We start from the raw sequence: 21,272 nt of genomic DNA on the forward strand, positions 1-21,272 counted from the left end.
CAACGCTTGTCTTACATAATATTATCTAATACCACATTATTTAACAACTCTTAATTGATATATTTTAAGGTGTAATTTACCTTTGTTACCTCAGTTTTGTGCTGGTGGATAATCTATTTTTTGGCATGTTCCTTTAAAATTGAGACAATTTTCTCAAATGCCTTACAAGATCTAACAATGTTCGGATACACAATTTTGTTTTCAAGTTCATCCATTTCATTAATTTGTTGCATCGCTGCGGTGTAACTCAGTTGTTGTTTAAATACTAAGGTAAATAACATCCGATATTCCGGTTTGGGCGGGCGTTTATGTAACAGACAGATTAAATCAATGCCTTTATCGGTCAGCAGGTCTAATGATTTAAATCGCCGCAAATGGGTAATCGCATTTCGTTTATTTACAAACACATCAAACGCCGTCGTAATGTACCGGCTAAGCGGGTAGCGAACCTCATTTAAATCGATGTCTTTACCCGTTAAAAAGGCACTATGGATGATTTTGGCGCAGTCAGGATCGCGATTTTCAGTGATAAATTGCCGTACAAACGCGATTTCTTCTTCTGAAAGCGCTTTAAATGGGTTTTTTAAGATTCTCATGATGACCTCGATATATTCTGTTTAGCTAGCGGCTAGCATGGCATTAAATTGTTGAATGTTATGTTTCATTAAAGTCGCAAGTTTTGCGGTTTTAACGGACGCTGATAATGTTGATTTGGCCTCGCTTTTACTGACATCGCTATAAGTTAGCCATTTATCAAAGCAAGCATGTTGGGTCAGTAAGCATGTGTTTAACGCATTTTGTAACTGTTCCATACTGTTGTTGTAACGATGCTGTATTTTTAATTCCGTATTCGCATAGGAAAGGTCTGAAATAATGCCATATCCCAAGTAAACCTGATGATTGGCATAGGCTAAGACTTGGGTTAATTGGTTTGCAACGAGACATTGATTTGCCCTATCAAAGTGCAAACTAACAAATTGACTCAGTTTATCGACCAATTCACCTGTCTTGCCACCAGCAAAGTAAGTGGCATCTTGCGCGGCGATAGATAAAGTATCACTTTGCGCCATGGCCATGAGTGTACCTAACGCATCGTGCGGTATATTTGCGAATTCAGTTAAAGTAACTTTAATCGTATTAATATGGTTTGAGAAGGCATTAAGATAGACAGAAAAGTCATCAAAATTGCCGGTGATCTCATTCGCTTCGTCCTTAACTGACAGAACAGTTAACGCCTGGTTCGGTTCGGAAATGACCTGGGCATACTCATCGAGCCACATGCCCAATTTCTTTGCTCTTAATGCTGCATCTGGATTAAACGCGGCATACACCTGAGCGGCGAGATAGCTTTTGCTAATCTGAATATAATGACGAACAAACTCATTTAATCTGTCTGTGACATTCATTAAAGCGATATTGCCGTTGGCATTAGCCAGTTTTTGTTTCATGTCACGACGTTCTATATGTTTGATGTAGCGAACTGCCAATAAATGATCAACTTTCTGTGCGCGATGCTCATCCATACAGATCACGTTATCGAGTGATAATAACGCTTCACGGCTGAGATTAGCGACGTTAAATAAGCCTGCATGATGAAAGACTTCAGTGCGTTTTAATGTGTTTTGGAAATTACTGGCTAATCGGGTACTGATACTCAGGCCAGTTGTATTAGTAATCGTGTATACCGGTCCCGTTCCATAGAATTGTCGGATCGGCTTTCTATCTTTAATACGATTGGCCAATACCGTGTCATGATGCTCAAGTAATCTTTCTATGCCGCCTTCAGACATCCATATCGCAAATAACGCCTCATCGAAGATAAAGTTCAATGATAAGTCATCGGTATCTAACTCACTGGTCCCAATATTGATTGACTGATTAATTTGGTACGCAGGCAACCAGTAGCTAACAAGATTAATGCGCTGCTCGACTTCAGACGCACGCTCATTAGCACTATACATTTTTAACGAAGCACGACCCGTTACATAACGGCCAGTAGATTTATCAAACACCCGTTTTCTTTCTGAGAATTGTCGGGTTTTAGTCGCTTTAAGGCGTTTTTCTTGACTGTAATGAGCAATGGGACTGGTGAATAATACTTGGTCTGATAGTTCATGATCAGATACGCGCTTTTGCAGGTTATGGCCATGTTGTTCGAAATCCTGCTTTGCAAGCGTTAAGCATACATCGCGTAAATGCGTATTTGCATCTAAATTAATGATTTTGCTAGTTTGTAAGCATTTGACCGATAGGTTTTCTTTGCCTGTCACACTATCGCGTTGATAAGTAATGCGGATTTTTCGGGTGTTGGCACTGGTGTTTTGGCTAAATAGCTGTAAGTCATGATGCTGGTGGAACTGAACGGCAGCGTCTTGCCAATATTGCGCTAATTCAAAAGGCAAAAGTGTTTGTAAATGGGATTTATTCAGTAAGTCACCATGCTGCTTTTTGAGTTTCGCAAACGATTGTTTGGCTGGTGTAAATAGCTGCGCAACTACGGCGTCTGGGATAGATTGAGTGCGCAGTTCCTCTTGAAACGAGATAAGGCCTTGTTGTGCGCGTTTGGCATTTAATTCAGCATTCGTCATCGGAAATGGAAGGCGTTTCCCTTTCAATACGGCCTCATAGATAGCAAGAGGACGATAAGGTAGCGCGGTGATCCCATGGAGGCTCCATAAAAGTGACAGCAATACCGCATGCTGGTGGCTAAACAAGGTAAACATCGGTCCTTTGAGCATCCGATTGGTGTACATCTCAATATATTGTTTCCGAACACTGGCGTTCAGTGAGGGGTCGGATTGAATGTCTTTAATGCCAATATCTTGATCAACTTTACCCGTATGATAGAGCGCCACGAAAGATTCATGGATTTGTTGGCTATCCAGTGAGATTTGTGAGGCATACCATACCAACTTTTCCAAAACCGATGCTTTTAGGATATTTGGCTGAAAGAACACGTTGTTATTGCCACTGCGGTCATAGGCTCTTGCGTGAAATGCACGACAATGAATATCATCACTCACACGAGTCAGGAAATCACGAAAGCGCAATGTAGAATCACCAAAGCGTGACCACCGAACATATTCGTTTAATTCTTTAGCGCTTTTATCATCGCCCACCATACCGCATGTCACGCAGCCGAAACGGGCCACTTTCCCGCACCCGCTTTGCTTAGGTTTGTCATCTTCAGAGGCCACCAGCTCACATCGTTCATTGCTACCTTCACCATAAATAGACAATAAAAGCCCAAAATTTTCGCTATAACAGGAAATTTGGGTGCCAGGTAAACATTTGTTGATAGCGTTAGTCCCAGCATGGGTTAAATAAGCGATGACATCATCAAGCACCCAATGTCCAATCGGCGCAAAACGAAACACTTTTCCTGAATGCCCTTCTGCTTTTATTTGATCAAGCAATGCTTCCGCTTTAAGTGACTTTACGCCTTGTTTAGACATATTGTTGCTTCTGCGTGAAGATTCGTCGGAACGCTGCCCAGCAACAGAAACCCACGGCGCCATTTGGTATTTTTCGGGTAAACCTGCTTTTATCGCTTTAAGGGCGCGAATATTGGTATCTACTTTAAAGATTTTAGAGCAATCTGCCGAGCGACCTGACGATGCGGTAGCAAATAATTTTTGGGCATTGGCAAATAAGATCATCAGTTGATGATGAAACGGGGGAGTAACGATTTTTGCGTAAAGATTAATCCCTAGCGCTTCACAACGTTTGATCACATTTTGATGCGCGTAATCGACATAGCACTGAATAGGTTCAGGCTCTAGCAAGGTATCGACAGTTAACACGACCAAAGGGTGATCTTGTGCAATCACCCCAGCGTTAAGCGCCCTACCCATGGCTTCAATGGCGGCATTGGTGATAGAGGTGGAGTCTTTACCGTGAGAAGTTGAGATCTGCAAACAAACACCGGCCTTTAATAGCGTCATGTATTCAGCGATTAGCGCTTCACTGAGCTGATATGCATGTTTTGCAACCTCTGCCTTGTGGGAACCTAAATCAAATATTTGCATGATAGTAGCCGGGAAGTTAAATGTTGAACCCAATATAACAATATCAACTGAGGGTTGCAACCTTTACGTGATACTTATATCAATTAAGAGTTGCAATGGTTCGACTGTTGATTTAGTATCAATTAAAAGTTGTCAAATAGGGGTTTAACCATGGAACATCTAGAACGCGAAATACACATTCCAAAATACGCCATTACCGCCGATTCTGATTTAACCATGCTGGTGGTTGAAGGCAAAGAAGGCATTGGTAGTACATTCAGCACAAAATTAAGCTTCGATGAATGTGAACGATTTATCGATATTGAAGATGAAAGCATCCCCGAGCGAGAACGATTACAGCGAAATGCCGATAAGGGTCGGGTCAATGGCATACGAGATTATCTGATTAATCGTGATAACACGTTTTTCCCAAGTGTGATTTTGGTTGTATCATCATTGGAATTGGTGCCAGTAGAAGTGGGTTTCGGTGAAGTTCGAGTCCATAAAGCCACGTTAAAAGCCAATGTGGATCGACTATTAATCGATGGCCAAGGACGCTTAACGGGTATTCGACAAGCGCTTAAAGTCAGACCTGAGTTAGCTTCACATCATCTTGATGTAAAAATAGTCGTGCTGAATACAGCCAAAATCAGAGATTCAGCAAAATTTGTTACGCAAATATTTGCAGACTTGCATCTCAATCTGAAAAAACCAAATGCAAGTCAATCTATCTGGTTTGATAGTGAAACCAATCTAAACCGTTTAACGAATGATGTACTAGAAACCACAGAGCGAATGGGTATCCCTTTTGCCGACTCGGTAGCGGTCAATGGGAAATTGTCTTGTGGCCAGATTTTTACGCTAGCCAATGTGACCGATTTTATTTCTATTATGGCAGCGTCCAGTACCAGCAAAAAATCCGTGAATGCCGTGTTAAATGATACAGATAATTACGATCTGTATAGGGTTCTCGTCGCGCAATACATACAAGCTATTTATCACACGCTGCCCTTACAAGAGGTCCATGATGCCGATGATGCGCAATGGAAGTCAGCATTAAATAACCAAATATTACTTTGCGCCATCGGGTTAAAAGCATTGGCTTGGGTTGGAAGATCGATTATAGAAGATGCGTTAGCTAATGATCGCACCCAACTAGACTTTACGCCGCTCAACAAACTGCACGACTTACCGTTGTCCGATAAGGCGAATGAATTGTGGTTAAAAAAAGGGATTTTTAATAAGGATGTCGATGGCAAAATTAAAATAGTTAAAGGCTCTGAAAAACGGTTAGCCGCCGTTCTATGTCAATCAATCCGTCTGCTCCCAGCAGCAGAATTGGTATAAGGAGGCAGTATATGCAAATCTTTGACTTAAAGACGACACGTTGCCCTGAAGCCATGATTTACGTGCGACGCGCCTTAAGCAGTGCAATAAGTGATAATTTTAAAGGTGATCTTCAATTACGCACGATTGAGCAAAGTATGAAAAGAGATCTCCCGTATTATCTTGCACAATTAGAGCATTCTGACGTAAAGCTGATCAGTGCTATCACATCGCCATTAGAGGAAAGCGTGAAAGAACGATGGCTAGAAGATGCGGAAGCGATAGAAGATGATTTACTAAACATTGACGAGCAAATTATTTTTAACATTAAATTCAGTTAATTACGAAGCTTTACATCTTATTTAACCTTTATGCGGCTATTTTTTTGCCATCCAATAGTGCTTTTAAGGTTAAATTAATGTACTTTAAAGGTACTCGATCTATCTATTGGGGTGTGCTATGGGACATGCAAGAATCAAAATAAAGCGACGACACAGCTCGATACTAAAAGGGTTGTATGCCTTTACGACACAATTTCACTTGATGTTGATAGCAAAAATCGCCCGAAAAGAAAAAACCCTCGCACTACTTTTTGGCCGATTAAGATATTGCCGATTTCTCTTCGATGAAGAGATCACCAAAGAAAATTATATTCGCAATTGGTATTTAACCAGACGTTCACTAGACGATCTAATTGTGATGTATGCCATATCCGAACCCCACTCAGGAGCATACACATTCAAGCTGCTCAAAAAGATTGTTGAGCTGTACACCTGCACCGAAAAAAACGTCAAAACAGAGTTGAGTGATGAAAAACTCAATGAAGAATGGCTGTGGATGCGGCGTTCACTGTCAGTGTTATTGTTGCAAGAACCTAACGAAGTAACGCCGTATGCGAAACGATACCTGGCTAAAATAAAAGAAGATGAAAAGAGCTATTTTAAAATTCCATATTTAAAGTTACTGAAAACTGAATAACTTATCCTTCTTTGCCTAGCATAGCATCTGCTCGGCCTTTGGACCAAAATCGCTGAGTCATATCTATCACGGCTATGCGTTCGGCAATCGACCAGCTGGCAACCTTGCTGTGCAACTTCTCAAGCGTGGTATCTGCGTTTTCGATTAACTCCCCTATTGTAGCGTCGTATTTAAAGCCTTCAGCTAACTGCCACTCAATGCTTTGTGCTTCAAGTTTAATGTTGTCATTTAGCATGTGACCATTGTATAGCGACGCAAAGACTAGCGCTTCTTGCTCTGATAACTCTGGCATAACATTCTCAATTAACAGGTTGTAGCGATGCGCAAGCGCGTTAAGTGAGCCTGAATAATTTGGCTCGCCATAAGGCGATAGAAGATAACAGAGGCGTTCTGCCTCGTCTGATAATCTGACTGATTTTTTAATGCTCATTTTTGAATCCTTAATAGCCGCTATCGCGGCCATGTTTAATTCTGATGATATAGTTCTACATATCATCTTTGATACAGGCCAAGCCTGTTTGCTCATCTATGTCGTATGCTTCGGGGTCATCGCAAAGATTAAGCTCATACGCATAACTCTGAGCCATGCCGTTGTTGTCCATAAGTTCATCATAAGCTGCTCTAATACAAGCTATGCTTTCAATGTTAGGGCATACTTCTTGCCATTCACTAATAATTTCCGCTTGTTGCTCGGCAGGCATTGATTCCATTTCATCAATATCACAAGCATACAGCCCGTTTAGTGACTCTAAAAAAGGGTCAGTACCACCTGCTTCTGACAGTTCAATTTCAGCACTCGGTAATGATACGTCATTGTTGAAGTAACTAAGGCCGCTTTGATATACAGCGTTATAATCTTTACCGTGGATCTTGATAACGTTGAAAATATCAATGTTATGCCTAACGTAGTCGCGATGATTGTGATTGCCGTGAACTTCAGTTGAGTGAAGAATGTGGTCAAAGTAGGTGGTGGTGATGTCTTTTGAAGTGATCATAGCCAAATTCCTTACATTATGCCTTGCAGATGCGAGCTTCTTTGTTGATGTGCTAAGTGAACAATTAAAGCTTATCGCACTCTTGTCGCACCTGCAAGCTTTTCTTATCGAGTTGCTGGTTAAATGTTGACTGAGTAGTTGTAAGCATTGGCTAAAACCCGAAGCTCATTGATGTATGGCGATGCGAGAGATGGGCATTTTCTTACTGCCTCTTCTATCTGTCTTGGGGTATAGGCGTTTTTTATGCTTAGTCCGAAATCATCACAGAAAGACTTAATGCCTGCGTCACAAAAGCCGAGCTTTTTGCAGTCTTTCCACGACACTTTTTCAGCGGCAAATTTAACGCCATTGGCTGATGCGCGAATTTTTTTGAACAGGCCTTTAAGTAGGTTTGCTTTCTTGTCATCGTGATAAGTTACGCCCATTGGCGAGACAATCACATAGTCAACGGGTGCTTTTAGTAGTGTTCTTTCGTAGATCTTAAAGCCGCGAACCGTTCTGATTAACTTTGCATCAAACGCTTTGTGCAAGCGGATAGTTAGCGGTAATGTTGAATTTTTTGGTTCTAAGCCAGCCTCAACAACTGCATTTTCAAGATAATTACCTGACCAGCTATTAACGTAGACTCGCTTAGATGTAACGCCACGGCCACACTTTCGAGAAAACGTAACATAGCGACCGATTACAGTGTATTTGGGTCCGTACTTGCGATGCCAACCTTTTGAGTAGCAATTTCTATCTTCGTCAATATCCTGATGCGTTTTGACTGTCCATGTGTTTAACTTAATTTCTTCTGCAGTCAGGCGCCCATAGTTGTGATCTTTAATGTCTAGCTTAGATTTGATTTCAGATAGTGCGATAAATGTTGAGTTGTTCATTTTTAAATTCCTTACATTATGCCCTGCAGATGCGAGCGTCTTTGTTGATATGCTAAGTGAACAATTAAAGTATATCGCACCCTTGTCGCACCCGCAAGTTTTTCTTATCAATTTGTCAATACATCGCGTAGCAAACATTGAAATATCCCGAAGGCCTGCAAGAAATCCACGCCCTGCCCTAGCCCTTCATAGGCTGTTGAATCACATACATTTTGAATGAGGTGTGCAGGTACACTCTGCGCTCTGGCTAATTCTGATGGTGTGAGTAAACGCATCGTATTGTTGGGACCGGCAATGTGGCATTCAGTAGCTCGGTCTTTTTGGTACCCCTTGCCGATTGTACCTATTCTTTGAGTGATGTTTGGGTCAACGAGGTTAAAGCCAAAGCCTTTACCTGCTGCTTTATTGACTGCGGCTTTGCGAATTTTTTCTTTTGTTGACTTCCACATATTCGAGGCATGAGGAATGCAATCAAGAAGGGATGCCAGATTGCTGTATTTGGGTGCAAATTTTGGAAAGTTAGCCAAATCAACAGTTGGCAAGTTTTGGGATGTGGCGACAAACCAATAACGCTCTCGATTCTCAAAAGAATTCGTTTGTTCAGAGCTGAGCGTCCTTTCTGCTATGTTGTAGCCGTACATGGCCAGCAAGCTTTTTAACAGCACATAGGTTGCAGAATGCATTGCTGGTACAACATTCTCGCTGACCAAGATAGAGGGGTTGCATGCGTCAATGATCTTAATTAAACCGAAGACTGCGGTTGCGTCGGTAGCATGTTCCTCTGGGATCTTAATACGGTTTTTGGAACGCCCAGAAAGGCTCATGCCGCTGCAAGGTAAGCTAAAAGAAAGAATATCGACATAATCAAGCAATTCTGGCTCGATTTCTTCTAGACTGGCTTCGAAAATTTTGGTGGTACCATCGATTGCGTGATTGTTTTGAGTCAATAGATCAAGATACTTGCGCTCTCTGTCTACAACAAACTTCGTTTTGCAATGAAGTTGAGAACTCAAAGCATCATGACCTGCAGCTGCGCTAACACCGATACCCACACAAACGACACCTTTGGTTATTTCACCATTAGTCACATTGCGTTTTAAGCGTGCTTCACGCTCTTCAATTTTGCAATCTAGATGATGTATCGAAATGTGGATTTCATTTTCGTAAAAATCTACGCGAACCTTAGTTGCTTGTCCCGTGATATCGATTAACTTTGATTTGGCCAGCTCGATAATGGGCGTCACAATCTTTGTTTTGTTGTTAACCCTGCCAGAGACAAAGCGGCAGTTTTCATTAGGCGTATCAAGCAATCGTAAAACGATAGTGCGCGTATCTATATTAAAAACGGTTTCAAAGGGCTGACCTTTGTGAAAGTTTGACGCGGTTAAATTGCCGCCCTGCAACCAAATTCTTGGCACACCTTTGTTTGTACCCACTTTGTAATAGCCATGCTGCTTTGCTCTCATGATTAACCCCAACTTTAGTCATTTACATTAAAAATGAAGATACTACGTTTTTAAATATATATCAATTAAGAGTTGCGTTAAAATCAATGATTATTTTAAATTATTAAAATGCATGTATTTTTTTTCAATGGGAGGAATAAGCGAGGAAATTAAAAAAAATGGGCGGCTGGAAAAACACACTTAAGGGAGAGGGAGGGTTAACCAGCCACCAAATGAACAAGATTCACTTTACAAGTACACAATAGGTGTACTACAGAAATTTGTCAATGAAAGAGAAAATAAAAGAGTTCACGGTAGAGAGCTAGAAAGGGTTGAGGATGTAGGGCAGCGAAGTTTGCGACCCGCTGCCCTACGGTGCTGAAGGCCACGAGGCTATCGGCAAGATCATCTTATCAATAACGCAATTTAATTCAAGCGATAATCCTTCATTCTTTCTCAAATGTGGCATGCAAAGCAAAAAACCTCTTGCTACGCTTTTTAAATGCTTGCGTAAAAAAACGTAGTAACATATATTAAGCTAAACCACTATTGGAGACACTTTTATGAACCAAACGCAAACTCAAGAAAAATTTGATTATCTAGCAAAAAGCTTTGCAGCTATTACTGTCGATGACATAGAAGTGTACGCCAATGGTGATGCCCCAAATGGTAAGTATTACCGCACATACAACCAACGTGAGGCGTTAGCGGCGATCCCGGAGGCTAGGACAAACCGAATCATAAATAAAGTTTGCGATGACCTTGGTATTCAATACAAATACGGTAATACGTGGCGTGTAAACCAATTAGAAATCAATCAAATAAAAGAGTTCTTTAATAGTAAGCGTAAAGATGCTTCTCAAAATAAAAAACCAACTCAAGCACAAATTGTGATGATCGGGATTCTTAAAGGTGGTGTGGGTAAGACCGCGACGGCTACTATGCTCGCAACCGGTATTGCTTCATTGCCATCTAAAATTTATAAAGTGCTAGTAATTGATCTTGACCCACAAAAAACGGCTAGTTCTCAGTTAGTTCCAAATATGAAAGCTAATGAAATTTCAATTGGCGATTTAATGATGGATGATAGCGATGATGACACTTTTAAGATTAAATTGGACAAATCAATAAAGAAAACAAACTTCCCGAACCTTGATGTAATTACATCATCTGACAGAGATCGTCAGTACGATATTTATGTAAGATCAATGGAACAAGCTGCTGACAAAGCAGGTAAAGAATATAACAGTTACAAAGACCTTAAGCGGGTTACTGACGCATTAAAGTCGCGTTATGACATTATTATTATTGATACTCCACCTCACTTTACTGCGTCTAACACTGCTGCGCATTATGTTTCTGATCATCTAATCATGCCTGTTAAGCCTAGCGAATATGATTGGGACTCGGCGGGTGTCTACATGAGTTTCTTGAGTCGTACATACGGTGTGATCAAATATCTTGGTCATCAAGGTTTTAAGTCTACAAAATTACTGATTTCGTCAATTTCAGTTAATAGTAATGCAGAAGCAAGAACTGCTCACAAGCTTAGGCTAGCGGCAGGAATTGAAAATTGTTTTACGGCAAGCATTCCGCGTTCAGATGCAATCATATCGTGTGCAGAGCAGCGTTGTACTATTTTTGATATTTCAGTATCAGAATTTGATGGTACCAAAAAATCGTTGATGAAAGCACAAGAAGCTGGGGCCGCTTTAGTTAATGAATTTGAATTTATGATTAGCGACGCGAATAAGGAGCTTTAAAATGACCTTAACCATACCAGGCATGAATAAAGCCGCTTTAGAATCCGCACAAAAAGCTGCTGAGGCAGAAAAAGCAAGTCGCTTATCTAGACGAAATTCTCCGAAAAGACAAGAACGCAATTACGAACAGATCGTAGAGAAAGTAAAATCAGAAGTTAGCGAAGACTTTACAAATATCAGCAACGATAGCGTTCAAGATGGCTCAATTGATTCAATTGAGTCAATTGATATAGCAAACAACACCCCCCTTCCCTGCATGGATATCAATTGCTTAACGAAAAGCCATTGTTAAAAATAATGCAATCAGGCCGTACTGTTAAGTTTTATGAAATTCATATACCGCATGACAAACTCAAAGAAGCAATCCTAATACCGGATATAAACCCGCGAGCTCAAAATGTTCTTTCGGAGCACAATACTCACCAGTTAATTGAAAGTTTGAAAACTGGGCAAGAAAGAAACTGCTTCGGTCAACTACTGCCAGATGGCCGGATCTTGGCGTGGGATGGTTCTCGACGTACATATGCGGCGAGACTAGCAGAAGTAGGATTAAATTTTTCTGTTACTACTGAATCAGACATATCAGCGGTTGACATAACTGCTGTGATCCGAAAGATTAATTTGCAAGAAAAACAGTCAATTTATGATACTGCGTTACAATATCAATCACTAAAGCATAAGTACAAATACACTAATGTTGAATTAGCAAAAGCCATCAAAGTAAGTAAGGGAGTAATAACTAAATACTTAAAGCTATTGGATATACCTGCGTGTTTTATCTCTATTTTCCCGGTGACAAACGAGTTAACTTACAGAGATTTAGTAAATCTACTGCTGATAAAGAACAAATTGGATAAACTCGATCTTAATTATGACAATTTTTTAGAACAGTTAGATATTGAGATAGGAACGCCGAAAGAAGTCATTTTAAACAAAATAAAAATTTCTCTGGCAGCGCTATCACACAATGATACAGATACAGAAGACGCTGAAGATGCGGCTCTAAAAGTAAGATTCAAATTAACAGACAAGCATAATCAGACTTACAGCTGCACAGTAAATAAACTAACTGAAGAAAAAAAGAAAAAACTAGAAATATTTTTAAATGAGTTAAATCAATAAGAGAAAAGTTGCCGGATGTACGCCAATACATCCGACTATCAACCCTCATGCTTAACGGACCGAGGAATTAACGTGAAAAATATAACACCCCAACACGCTGGCCACAAGTGCTCACAAAAGGTAATCCTTTGCAGACCAAGTAGTTTTGCAAATTGGAGTGAGAGCATTACTCTTCTAAAACAATTACTAAAGAATTAAATATTATGGGAAATATTAACGTAGTTAAGAAGTTGGCAGCAAAAATGGAAGATTCGAGCTTTCCAATATTATTGTTGGACAGTGAGATTATTGACGAGTGCAAAATCAATGAAGATTTGAAAAGTTTAGATGATATCATTAATAACTCCACTCTAATCCCGTACAACGAATGGAGTTATATCAAGCTAAAAAGTGAACCAGATTTAGTTTATGTTACTATTTGGAGATCATTAACAAAATTAAAAAAATCCGGCCATATATCATCACATCTAATTCTTCGCGGAAAGCTCAAATGCACAATTTGGTATCCTACTAAGGAAAATAAATCAGAATATTTGAAGGAAGGTAAGGCAGCTGTAAGTCATAAGAGCCAACAACAATTTGATCTACAGTGGGCAAATCCAATTAATGAAGAACACCAATCAATATATATAACACGTTCGTTAATAAATTTGTTTCAAGAGTTATTCATAAATCCAAAAGCTGAAGATGATAACGAAGAGATAAAAGAAACCACCCTACCCTCATTGCAACCTATTTATAATGGCCCCGTAAGAGCAACATTAAAAACGACAACAGGAAGCCAATTACCCAAAAATGACGATATCATTATCTATGGAGCTTTAATAAAATGTGTTGTATCTAGCAGGCTAGAGCACTCTCGAAGGGGATTCGACCAACAAATTCAGGCCCAGAAAATGTCATTTGAGGTACCTGTTAATTCGATAATACAACAAGTTAACATGACTAAAACAGTGCAAGCTACAACAAGAGCCACTGTGACACAGGCATTATTACGCCTCAACTATGCAACCATCACGATTAGCCCTGAGTTCAGCGAATTATCTAATTTAGAAATTAATGAAGAATTCATGGTAATAAACCCAATTAGCAATCTATTCACCACTCTTAAACGACAAGTTGATGGGGAAAATTATAGAGGCAGTGGGCTGTTGGTAGCAAACTTTAACTTACCAGGTTTTATTTGTGACGCTATCGACAAGATGGTGGATATGGATGAACTTGCAACAGAAGGTAATTTAATTTTAAACAAAAATACCGAAAACCTACATGAAATCAGCAGCTTATTTGTTAACCTGCAAAATAGAACGCTATCTCTTTTAATCCTGTTTTTAATGTCAAAATCAAATGAAGATGGAACGGTAGAAGCAAGTTGGAATCAAATTGCAACAGCAATAGAACATGGGCTAACCGCATCAAAAATTAAAACTCAAGTGACTAACATCTTCAACCAGAGCAATGCAAAGAAAATTTCTGGAAAAGGATTGGCTTTGGAAGATAAAGACCAGAAAGTAAGTATTTACCCAAACAAAGTTGTTTATGAAATTAAAAATCATCATAAAAGGCCAACAACGACACCAGATAACAATTTTTAATAGACTTATCATAGTCTTATCTTGTGATTGGTTTGCAGGCTGATTACCACTTAGAAGTGAATAGACGACATCTGGCAATTAAAGCTATCTACAATAGTTGAACATGTTCAACTCTTAGAAGTAAATAGACGACATCTGGCAACTGAAACCCTCAACATGAGTTGAACATGTTCAACTCTTCGAGGTGAACTTACCAATATAATGAAAACACACCTATCTATATCAGTTGAACATGTTCAACTCTTAGAACTAAACTCACCATAACGGCCAATTAAAGCTATCTACAATAGTTGAACATGTTCAACTATTAGAGCTGAACTCACCGAAACTGGAAATTGAAGCCCTCTACCTCCATATGAGTTGAACATGTTCAACTCTTCGAAGTGGGCTAGCTAGTCAAATAAAAACACACCTATCTATATCAGTTGAACATGTTCAACCCTTAGAAGTGGACTCACCAATTTAATGAAAACATACCTATCAACACGAGTTGAACATGTTCAACTCTTAGAAGTGATCTTGCCAATAATGAAAACATACCTATCAATATGAGTTGAACATGTTCAACTCTTAGAAGTGATCTTGCCAATAATGAAAACATACCTATCAATATGAGTTGAACATGTTCAACTCTTAGAAGTAAATAGACGACATCTGGCAACTGAAACCCTCAACATGAGTTGAACATGTTCAACTCTTCGAGGTGAACTTACCAATATAATGAAAACACACCTATCTATATCAGTTGAACATGTTCAACTCTTAGAACTAAACTCACCATAACGGCCAATTAAAGCTATCTACAATAGTTGAACATGTTCAACTATTAGAGCTGAACTCACCGAAACTGGAAATTGAAGCCCTCTACCTCCATATGAGTTGAACATGTTCAACCCTTAGAAGTGGACTCACCATAACTGCCAATTAAAGCTATCTACAATAGTTGAACATGTTCAACTATTAGAGCTGAACTCACCGAAACTGGAAATTGAAGCCCTCTACCTCCATATGAGTTGAACATGTTCAACTCTTAGAAGTGATCTTGCCAATAATGAAAACATACCTATCAATATGAGTTGAACATGTTCAACTCTTAGAACTAAACTCACCATAACGGCCAATTAAAGCTATCTACAATAGTTGAACATGTTCAACTCTCAGAAGTGAACTTGCCAATTTAATGAAAACATACCTATCAACACGAGTTGAACATGTTCAACTCTCAGAAGTGAACTTGCCAATATAATGAAAACATACCTATCAATATGAGTTGAACATGTTCAACTCTTAGAAGTGATCTTGCCAATAATGAAAACATACCTATCAATATGAGTTGAACATGTTCAACTCTTAGAAGTGATCTTGCCAATAATGAAAACATACCTATCAATATGAGTTGAACATGTTCAACTCTTAGAAGTGATCTTGCCAATAATGAAAACATACCTATCAATATGAGTTGAACATGTTCAACTCTTAGAAGTAAATAGACGACATCTGGCAACTGAAACCCTCAACATGAGTTGAACATGTTCAACTCTTCGAGGTGAACTTACCAATATAATGAAAACACACCTATCTATATCAGTTGAACATGTTCAACTCTTAGAACTAAACTCACCATAACGGCCAATTAAAGCTATCTACAATAGTTGAACATGTTCAACTATTAGAGCTGAACTCACCGAAACTGGAAATTGAAGCCCTCTACCTCCATATGAGTTGAACATGTTCAACTCTTCGAAGTGGGCTAGCTAGTCAAATAAAAACACACCTATCTATATCAGTTGAACATGTTCAACCCTTAGAAGTGGACTCACCAATTTAATGAAAACATACCTATCAACACGAGTTGAACATGTTCAACTCTTAGAAGTGATCTTGCCAATAATGAAAACATACCTATCAATATGAGTTGAACATGTTCAACTATTAGAGCTGAACTCACCATAACGGCCAATTAAAGCTATCTACAATAGTTGAACATGTTCAACTATTCGAAGTGAACTTACCAATATAATGAAAACATACCTATCAATATGAGTTGAACATGTTCAACTCTCAGAAGTGAACTTACCAATATAATGAAAACATACCTATCAATATGAGTTGAACATGTTCAACTCTCAGAAGTGAACTTGCCAATAATGAAAACATACCTATCAATATGAGTTGAACATGTTCAACTCTTAGAACTAAACTCACCATAACGGCCAATTAAAGCTATCTACAATAGTTGAACATGTTCAACTCTCAGAAGTGAACTTGCCAATATAATGAAAACATACCTATCAATATGAGTTGAACATGTTCAACTATTAGAGCTGAACTCACCGAAACTGGAAATTGAAGCCCTCTACCTCCATATGAGTTGAACATGTTCAACTCTCAGAAGTGAACTTGCCAATATAATGAAAACATACCTATCAATATGAGTTGAACATGTTCAACTATTAGAGCTGAACTCACCGAAACTGGAAATTGAAGCCCTCTACCTCCATATGAGTTGAACATGTTCAACCCTTAGAAGTGGACTCACCATAACGGCCAATTAAAGCTATCTACAATAGTTGAACATGTTCAACTATTAGAGCTGAACTCACCGAAACTGGAAATTGAAGCCCTCTACCTCCATATGAGTTGAACATGTTCAACCCTTAGAAGTGGACTCACCATAACGGCCAATTAAAGCTATCTACAATAGTTGAACATGTTCAACTATTAGAGCTGAACTCACCGAAACTGGAAATTGAAGCCCTCTACCTCCATATGAGTTGAACATGTTCAACTCTTCGAAGTGGGCTAGCTAGTCAAATAAAAACACACCTATCTATATCAGTTGAACATGTTCAACCCTTAGAAGTGGACTCACCAATTTAATGAAAACATACCTATCAACACGAGTTGAACATGTTCAACTCTTAGAAGTGATCTTGCCAATAATGAAAACATACCTATCAATATGAGTTGAACATGTTCAACTCTTAGAAGTAAATAGACGACATCTGGCAACTGAAACCCTCAACATGAGTTGAACATGTTCAACTCTTAGAAGTAAATAGACGACATCTGGCAACTGAAACCCTCAACATGAGTTGAACATGTTCAACTCTTCGAGGTGAACTTACCAATATAATGAAAACACACCTATCAATATGAGTTGAACATGTTCAACTCTTAGAAGTGATCTTGCCAATAATGAAAACATACCTATCAATATGAGTTGAACATGTTCAACTCTTAGAAGTGAATAGGCAACATCTGGCAATTGAAGATCCCAACATGAGTTGAACATGTTCAACTATTCAAGTTATTGAAATTTGATATTAATAGCCTAATTCACTGAATCACTTACTAAAAATTTAACGCACACCAGTCTTAAGGGTGGGTGAAATTTGAGCAAATTAAGGGGTTGAAATTTGATGAAATTTGATGAAATTTGATATAAATGATTGAATTATTTAGTAAAATTGAAACCAAAATTAGCGTTAGTGGTGGGTGAAATTTGAGCAAATTAAGGGGTTGAAATTTGATGAAATTTGATATAAATGATTGAATTATATAGTAAAATTGAAACCAAAATTAGCGTTGGTAGTGGGTGAAATTTGAGCAAATTAAGGGGTTGAAATTTGATGAAATTTGACATAAACGATTGAATTATATGATAAAATTGAAACCAAAATTAGCGTTAGTGGTGGGTGAAATTTGATGAAATTTGATATAAACGATTGAATTATATAGTAAAATTGAAACAAAAATTAGCGTTAGTGGTGGGTGAAATTTGAGCAAATTAAGGGGTTGAAATTTGATGAAATTTGATATAAACGATTGAATTATATAGTAAAATTGAAACCAAAATTAGCGTTAGTGGTGGGTGAAATTTGAACAAATTAAGGGGTTGAAATTTGATGAAATTTGATATAAATGATTGAATTATATAGTAAAATTGAAACCAGAATTAGCGTTGGTAGTGGGTGAAATTTGAGCAAATTAAGGGGTTGAAATTTGATGAAATTTGATATAAATGATTGAATTATATAGTAAAATTGAAACCAAAATTAGCGTTGGTGGTGGGTGAAATTTGAACAAATTAAGGGGTTGAAATTTGATGAAATTTGATATAAATGATTGAATTATATAGTAAAATTGAAACCAAAATTAGCGTTGGTAGTGGGTGAAATTTGAACAAATTAAGGGGTTGAAATTTGATGAAATTTGATATAAACGATTGAATTTAAAGTAATAAAAGTTTTATGCAATCAGCTAATGAGTGGCGATAGTGAAATTTGATAGTTGAGGTACTGAATAAAAATCAACCAATTGAAAAAAAAGCTATTTCATATATAAATATCTGAATTTTCGATTAAAAATACAAATATTCAAACAAATGCATTGTATATTTTTTACCCATTAAGCAGTTGAAATTTGTCAATAAGCAGTTGAAATTTGTCAATAAGCAGTTGAAATTTGTCATTAAGCAGTTGAAATTTGATAGATCTGAGGCTAAACATATAAAAACAAAGGCTTTTTTGTAAAGATCTCTGTGGTTTGCGCTTCTATATCGGATCGTATAGATTTGATCAAATTCGATCTAATGCATTTATTAACTACCAAATGAATCAACCTTTGCCAACTTTTAGCCCACAAAAAAAGCGCCACAAGCTTATTAGCCGTATGGTTGCGATGGCTGGTGCTCATGATTGGCAAGCTGACAAGTCGATACTTGTACTTCGTAACATACTCAATCTACGTTCACGCATAAGATCAAGATTTCTAGCAGCTATCTCAGCTGTCACACAATGTCTCGCATACAACGCACAACTGACACCCACAACTACGAGTGAGGGGAGTAGAGTGCTATTTGCTATTCCTGATTATCTTTACGTGAGCAATATAGCCTCACAATGCGGTGTATCGCGCTATACGGTGTATCGAGTGCTCGATTATTTGGAAGCAATCGGTGATTTAGTAACAACAACCAAGTTCGATCCAGTCACTAAAGAATACTCACCGATGCAAATAATCCTGACGGAATCTTTTTATATTCGAATAGGTTTTACATTTGAGCAATTAAAGGACGCAATCAAATCAGTAAATAAACAGCAAGGCGATGATCAACAGGAGAAGAAGGAGCTGACGAAGAATATTAAAAACGGCTTTAAACAAATGCGACCATCTGTAAAAAGACGTTTAACCAAGTCTACAGAACGAATTCTATCGAATAATACTTCTGAAACTGAGAATAAAGCAAAATTCGAAAAAAATGTTACATCAAACAGCAACGCAATAAAAACCTTTGCTGGTAACATGACAATCAATCGAGGCCAATCAGCTAACGACTATGCACCAGCATCGAACAATGGTCCAACTACTGCACCAGCACAACAGTATTTGGATGACCCTCAATACAAAGAGATGATAATTCAGTTGAAAGAAGCAGGCGTCCCAATTAGTCAGTTACACAATAAAGCCCTCGAAGCACTAAAAAATTCTAAATAAGCCCTATCGCGGCACAGATCTATCCAAAATTCACTAAATCCCCATATTTTCGACTAATTCCAGCTTAATCCACACATTTTTGAGCCTTACCATCCCTAATTTCGTATTTTCGGGCAGGTGCCATTTCCGTTTTAGTAACAATGCTGACTTATCCACATTATCTGCAACAGGTAATGCGCAAGGTAGTGACACACTTCAACAATACTATATGCCCAAATATCATTCTTCATAAATGAAGAGCCTCCCCCCCGAGGGAGGGAGGGCTCTTTCATTTAGAGTCAGTAAAAGATTTTTTTCTTTTTTTAAAAGTAATAAAGCAGGGTAGGGATCTGATAGTTTGAACCAAAAAAAATCCCACAAACAATATGTTGTTTATGGGATTTTAATTTGGCGATGAAGGAGCTTATAAAAGTTCAATGGCTTCGTCTTGCTCCATTTCCGCTTCAAAGACGTCTGAATCATCCAGAGAAGCATTTGGGTTAATTGATGCAATCACCTTAGCTTTAACTTCGTTTAGCAGCAAAGAGTCTTTCTCAAGAGCTTCACAAGCATTCTTTCTGCCTTGGCCTATGTTATCGCCATCGTATGCGAACCACGCACCTGCTTTTTGTATAATTCCATATTCAACTGCAAGATCTAAAATCTCCCCTGTCTTGTTTATCCCTTTGCCATAAATAATTTCAAATTCAGCTTGCTTGAATGGTGCCGCAATTTTGTTTTTAACCACTTTTACGCGAGTTTGGTTACCCACTACTACATCACCTTCTTTAATCGCACCTGTACGGCGAATATCAAGACGGACTGAAGCATAGAATTTTAATGCATTGCCACCGGTAGTGGTTTCAGGGTTACCAAACATGACCCCAATCTTGTGGCGAATTTGGTTTATGAAGATAAGCATGGTGTTTGACTGCTTTAAATTACCAGCCAGCTTACGCATTGCTTGGCTCATCATACGAGCAGCTAAACCCATGTGAGAATCACCAATTTCACCTTCAATTTCAGCTTTAGGTGTTAAAGCCGCAACCGAGTCAACAACAATCACATCAACGGCACCGCTACGGGATAAAGCATCACAAATTTCTAGTGCTTGCTCACCGGTATCTGGCTGAGAACATAAGAGGTTATCAATATCAACGCCAAGGTTTTTTGCGTAAATAGGGTCTAAAGCGTGCTCAGCATCTATGAAAGCACAGGTCTTGCTTTCTCGTTGCGCTTGTGCAATAATCTCTAAGCAGAGTGTAGTCTTGCCACTCGATTCATTCCCATAAATCTCAATGATCCTCCCAGTGGGAAGCCCTCCCGCGCCTATTGCAACGTCTAATGAAAGTGAACCTGTTGAAATCGTTTCCACATCCATCGTGCGGTCATCACCCAATTTCATGATTGACCCTTTACCAAACTGCTTCTCAATTTGAGCAAGAACCCCTGCAAGTGCATCTTGGCGGGTGCCGTTTTTTGCGTTTGTCATGTTAGTCATGGCTTTGTTTCCTGTTGTGATTTAACTTACACGTTAACAATAGGCTTAAAGCCTTCCGTGGTCAACCCTTAATTGATATATTTTTTAAAATAATTTTGTTGCAATACATTTAAAGTTACTTTACATTTATATCAAATATATATTTAACCGATACACGAAAAGTATATTTAACGAGGAAAAAGCT

At 38.5% G+C, this 21,272-nt stretch carries 14 protein-coding genes and 1 pseudogene; 8 read left to right on the forward strand and 7 right to left on the reverse strand.

Annotated features, from left to right (window positions below; all coding sequences use genetic code 11):
• Positions 1-113: 113 nt before the first annotated feature.
• Together HBH39_RS19490 and HBH39_RS19495 are read right to left on the reverse strand one after the other, a co-directional pair.
• On the reverse strand, positions 114-596 hold the full coding sequence (locus tag HBH39_RS19490; protein WP_167680487.1) for a hypothetical protein: 483 nt from the start codon (positions 594-596) through the stop codon (positions 114-116).
• 21 nt (positions 597-617) lie between these two features.
• Positions 618-4,028: a hypothetical protein gene (locus HBH39_RS19495; protein ID WP_167680488.1), complete on the reverse strand. Its 3,411-nt coding sequence runs from the start codon at positions 4,026-4,028 to the stop codon at positions 618-620.
• 150 nt (positions 4,029-4,178) lie between these two features.
• Here HBH39_RS19495 and HBH39_RS19500 point away from each other — a divergent pair, with 150 nt between their 5' ends.
• The 3 genes from HBH39_RS19500 (at position 4,179) to HBH39_RS19510 (ending at position 6,311) form a co-directional block, all read left to right on the forward strand.
• Positions 4,179-5,354, forward strand: a complete 1,176-nt coding sequence (locus HBH39_RS19500) for a DNA sulfur modification protein DndB (RefSeq protein WP_167680489.1) — start codon at positions 4,179-4,181, stop codon at positions 5,352-5,354.
• 11 nt (positions 5,355-5,365) lie between these two features.
• A complete protein-coding gene (locus HBH39_RS19505; protein ID WP_167680490.1) occupies positions 5,366-5,674 on the forward strand; it encodes a hypothetical protein in 309 nt (102 codons plus the stop codon).
• 118 nt (positions 5,675-5,792) lie between these two features.
• Positions 5,793-6,311, forward strand: a complete 519-nt coding sequence (locus tag HBH39_RS19510; protein ID WP_167680491.1) for a hypothetical protein — start codon at positions 5,793-5,795, stop codon at positions 6,309-6,311.
• Position 6,312: 1 nt separating this feature from the next.
• On the opposite strand, the gene HBH39_RS19515 is transcribed toward HBH39_RS19510, so the two are convergent.
• The 4 genes from HBH39_RS19515 to HBH39_RS19530 form a co-directional block, all read right to left on the reverse strand.
• Positions 6,313-6,741 (reverse strand): hypothetical protein, encoded by a 429-nt coding sequence (locus HBH39_RS19515; protein WP_167680492.1) that lies wholly within the window; start codon positions 6,739-6,741, stop codon positions 6,313-6,315.
• A 55-nt stretch (positions 6,742-6,796) separates the two neighbouring features.
• Positions 6,797-7,306 carry a hypothetical protein gene (locus HBH39_RS19520; protein WP_167680493.1) on the reverse strand — a complete coding sequence of 170 codons (510 nt, stop codon included), beginning with the start codon at positions 7,304-7,306 and terminating at the stop codon, positions 6,797-6,799.
• A 119-nt stretch (positions 7,307-7,425) separates the two neighbouring features.
• A complete protein-coding gene (locus tag HBH39_RS19525; RefSeq protein ID WP_167680494.1) occupies positions 7,426-8,184 on the reverse strand; it encodes a hypothetical protein in 759 nt (252 codons plus the stop codon).
• Positions 8,185-8,291: 107 nt separating this feature from the next.
• Positions 8,292-9,650 carry a DNA cytosine methyltransferase gene (locus HBH39_RS19530; RefSeq protein ID WP_167680495.1) on the reverse strand — a complete coding sequence of 453 codons (1,359 nt, stop codon included), beginning with the start codon at positions 9,648-9,650 and terminating at the stop codon, positions 8,292-8,294.
• A 542-nt stretch (positions 9,651-10,192) separates the two neighbouring features.
• Here HBH39_RS19530 and HBH39_RS19535 point away from each other — a divergent pair.
• The 5 genes from HBH39_RS19535 to HBH39_RS19555 all read left to right on the forward strand — a co-directional run bounded on the left by HBH39_RS19535 (position 10,193) and on the right by HBH39_RS19555 (position 19,608).
• Positions 10,193-11,392: a ParA family protein gene (locus HBH39_RS19535; protein ID WP_167680496.1), complete on the forward strand. Its 1,200-nt coding sequence runs from the start codon at positions 10,193-10,195 to the stop codon at positions 11,390-11,392.
• A 1-nt stretch (position 11,393) separates the two neighbouring features.
• Positions 11,394-11,684: a hypothetical protein gene (locus HBH39_RS19540; protein ID WP_167680497.1), complete on the forward strand. Its 291-nt coding sequence runs from the start codon at positions 11,394-11,396 to the stop codon at positions 11,682-11,684.
• Entirely contained in the window at positions 11,660-12,514 is an 855-nt protein-coding gene (locus HBH39_RS19545) for a hypothetical protein (RefSeq protein WP_167680498.1), read from the forward strand. Before HBH39_RS19540 ends, HBH39_RS19545 begins: the two co-directional genes overlap by 25 nt.
• 203 nt (positions 12,515-12,717) lie before the next feature.
• Positions 12,718-14,109 carry a hypothetical protein gene (locus HBH39_RS19550; protein ID WP_167680499.1) on the forward strand — a complete coding sequence of 464 codons (1,392 nt, stop codon included), beginning with the start codon at positions 12,718-12,720 and terminating at the stop codon, positions 14,107-14,109.
• Between the two features lie 4,614 nt (positions 14,110-18,723).
• Positions 18,724-19,608: a hypothetical protein gene (locus HBH39_RS19555; protein WP_167680500.1), complete on the forward strand. Its 885-nt coding sequence runs from the start codon at positions 18,724-18,726 to the stop codon at positions 19,606-19,608.
• Positions 19,609-20,148: 540 nt separating this feature from the next.
• On the opposite strand, the pseudogene recA reads toward HBH39_RS19555, so the two are convergent.
• Positions 20,149-21,079: pseudogene (gene recA, locus HBH39_RS19560) on the reverse strand (recombinase RecA); the annotation flags it as partial.
• Positions 21,080-21,272 lie beyond the last annotated feature (193 nt).

Origin of the sequence: Shewanella aestuarii (genome assembly GCF_011765625.1) — a bacterium.
GTDB classification, from domain to species: Bacteria; Pseudomonadota; Gammaproteobacteria; order Enterobacterales; family Shewanellaceae; genus Shewanella; species Shewanella aestuarii_A.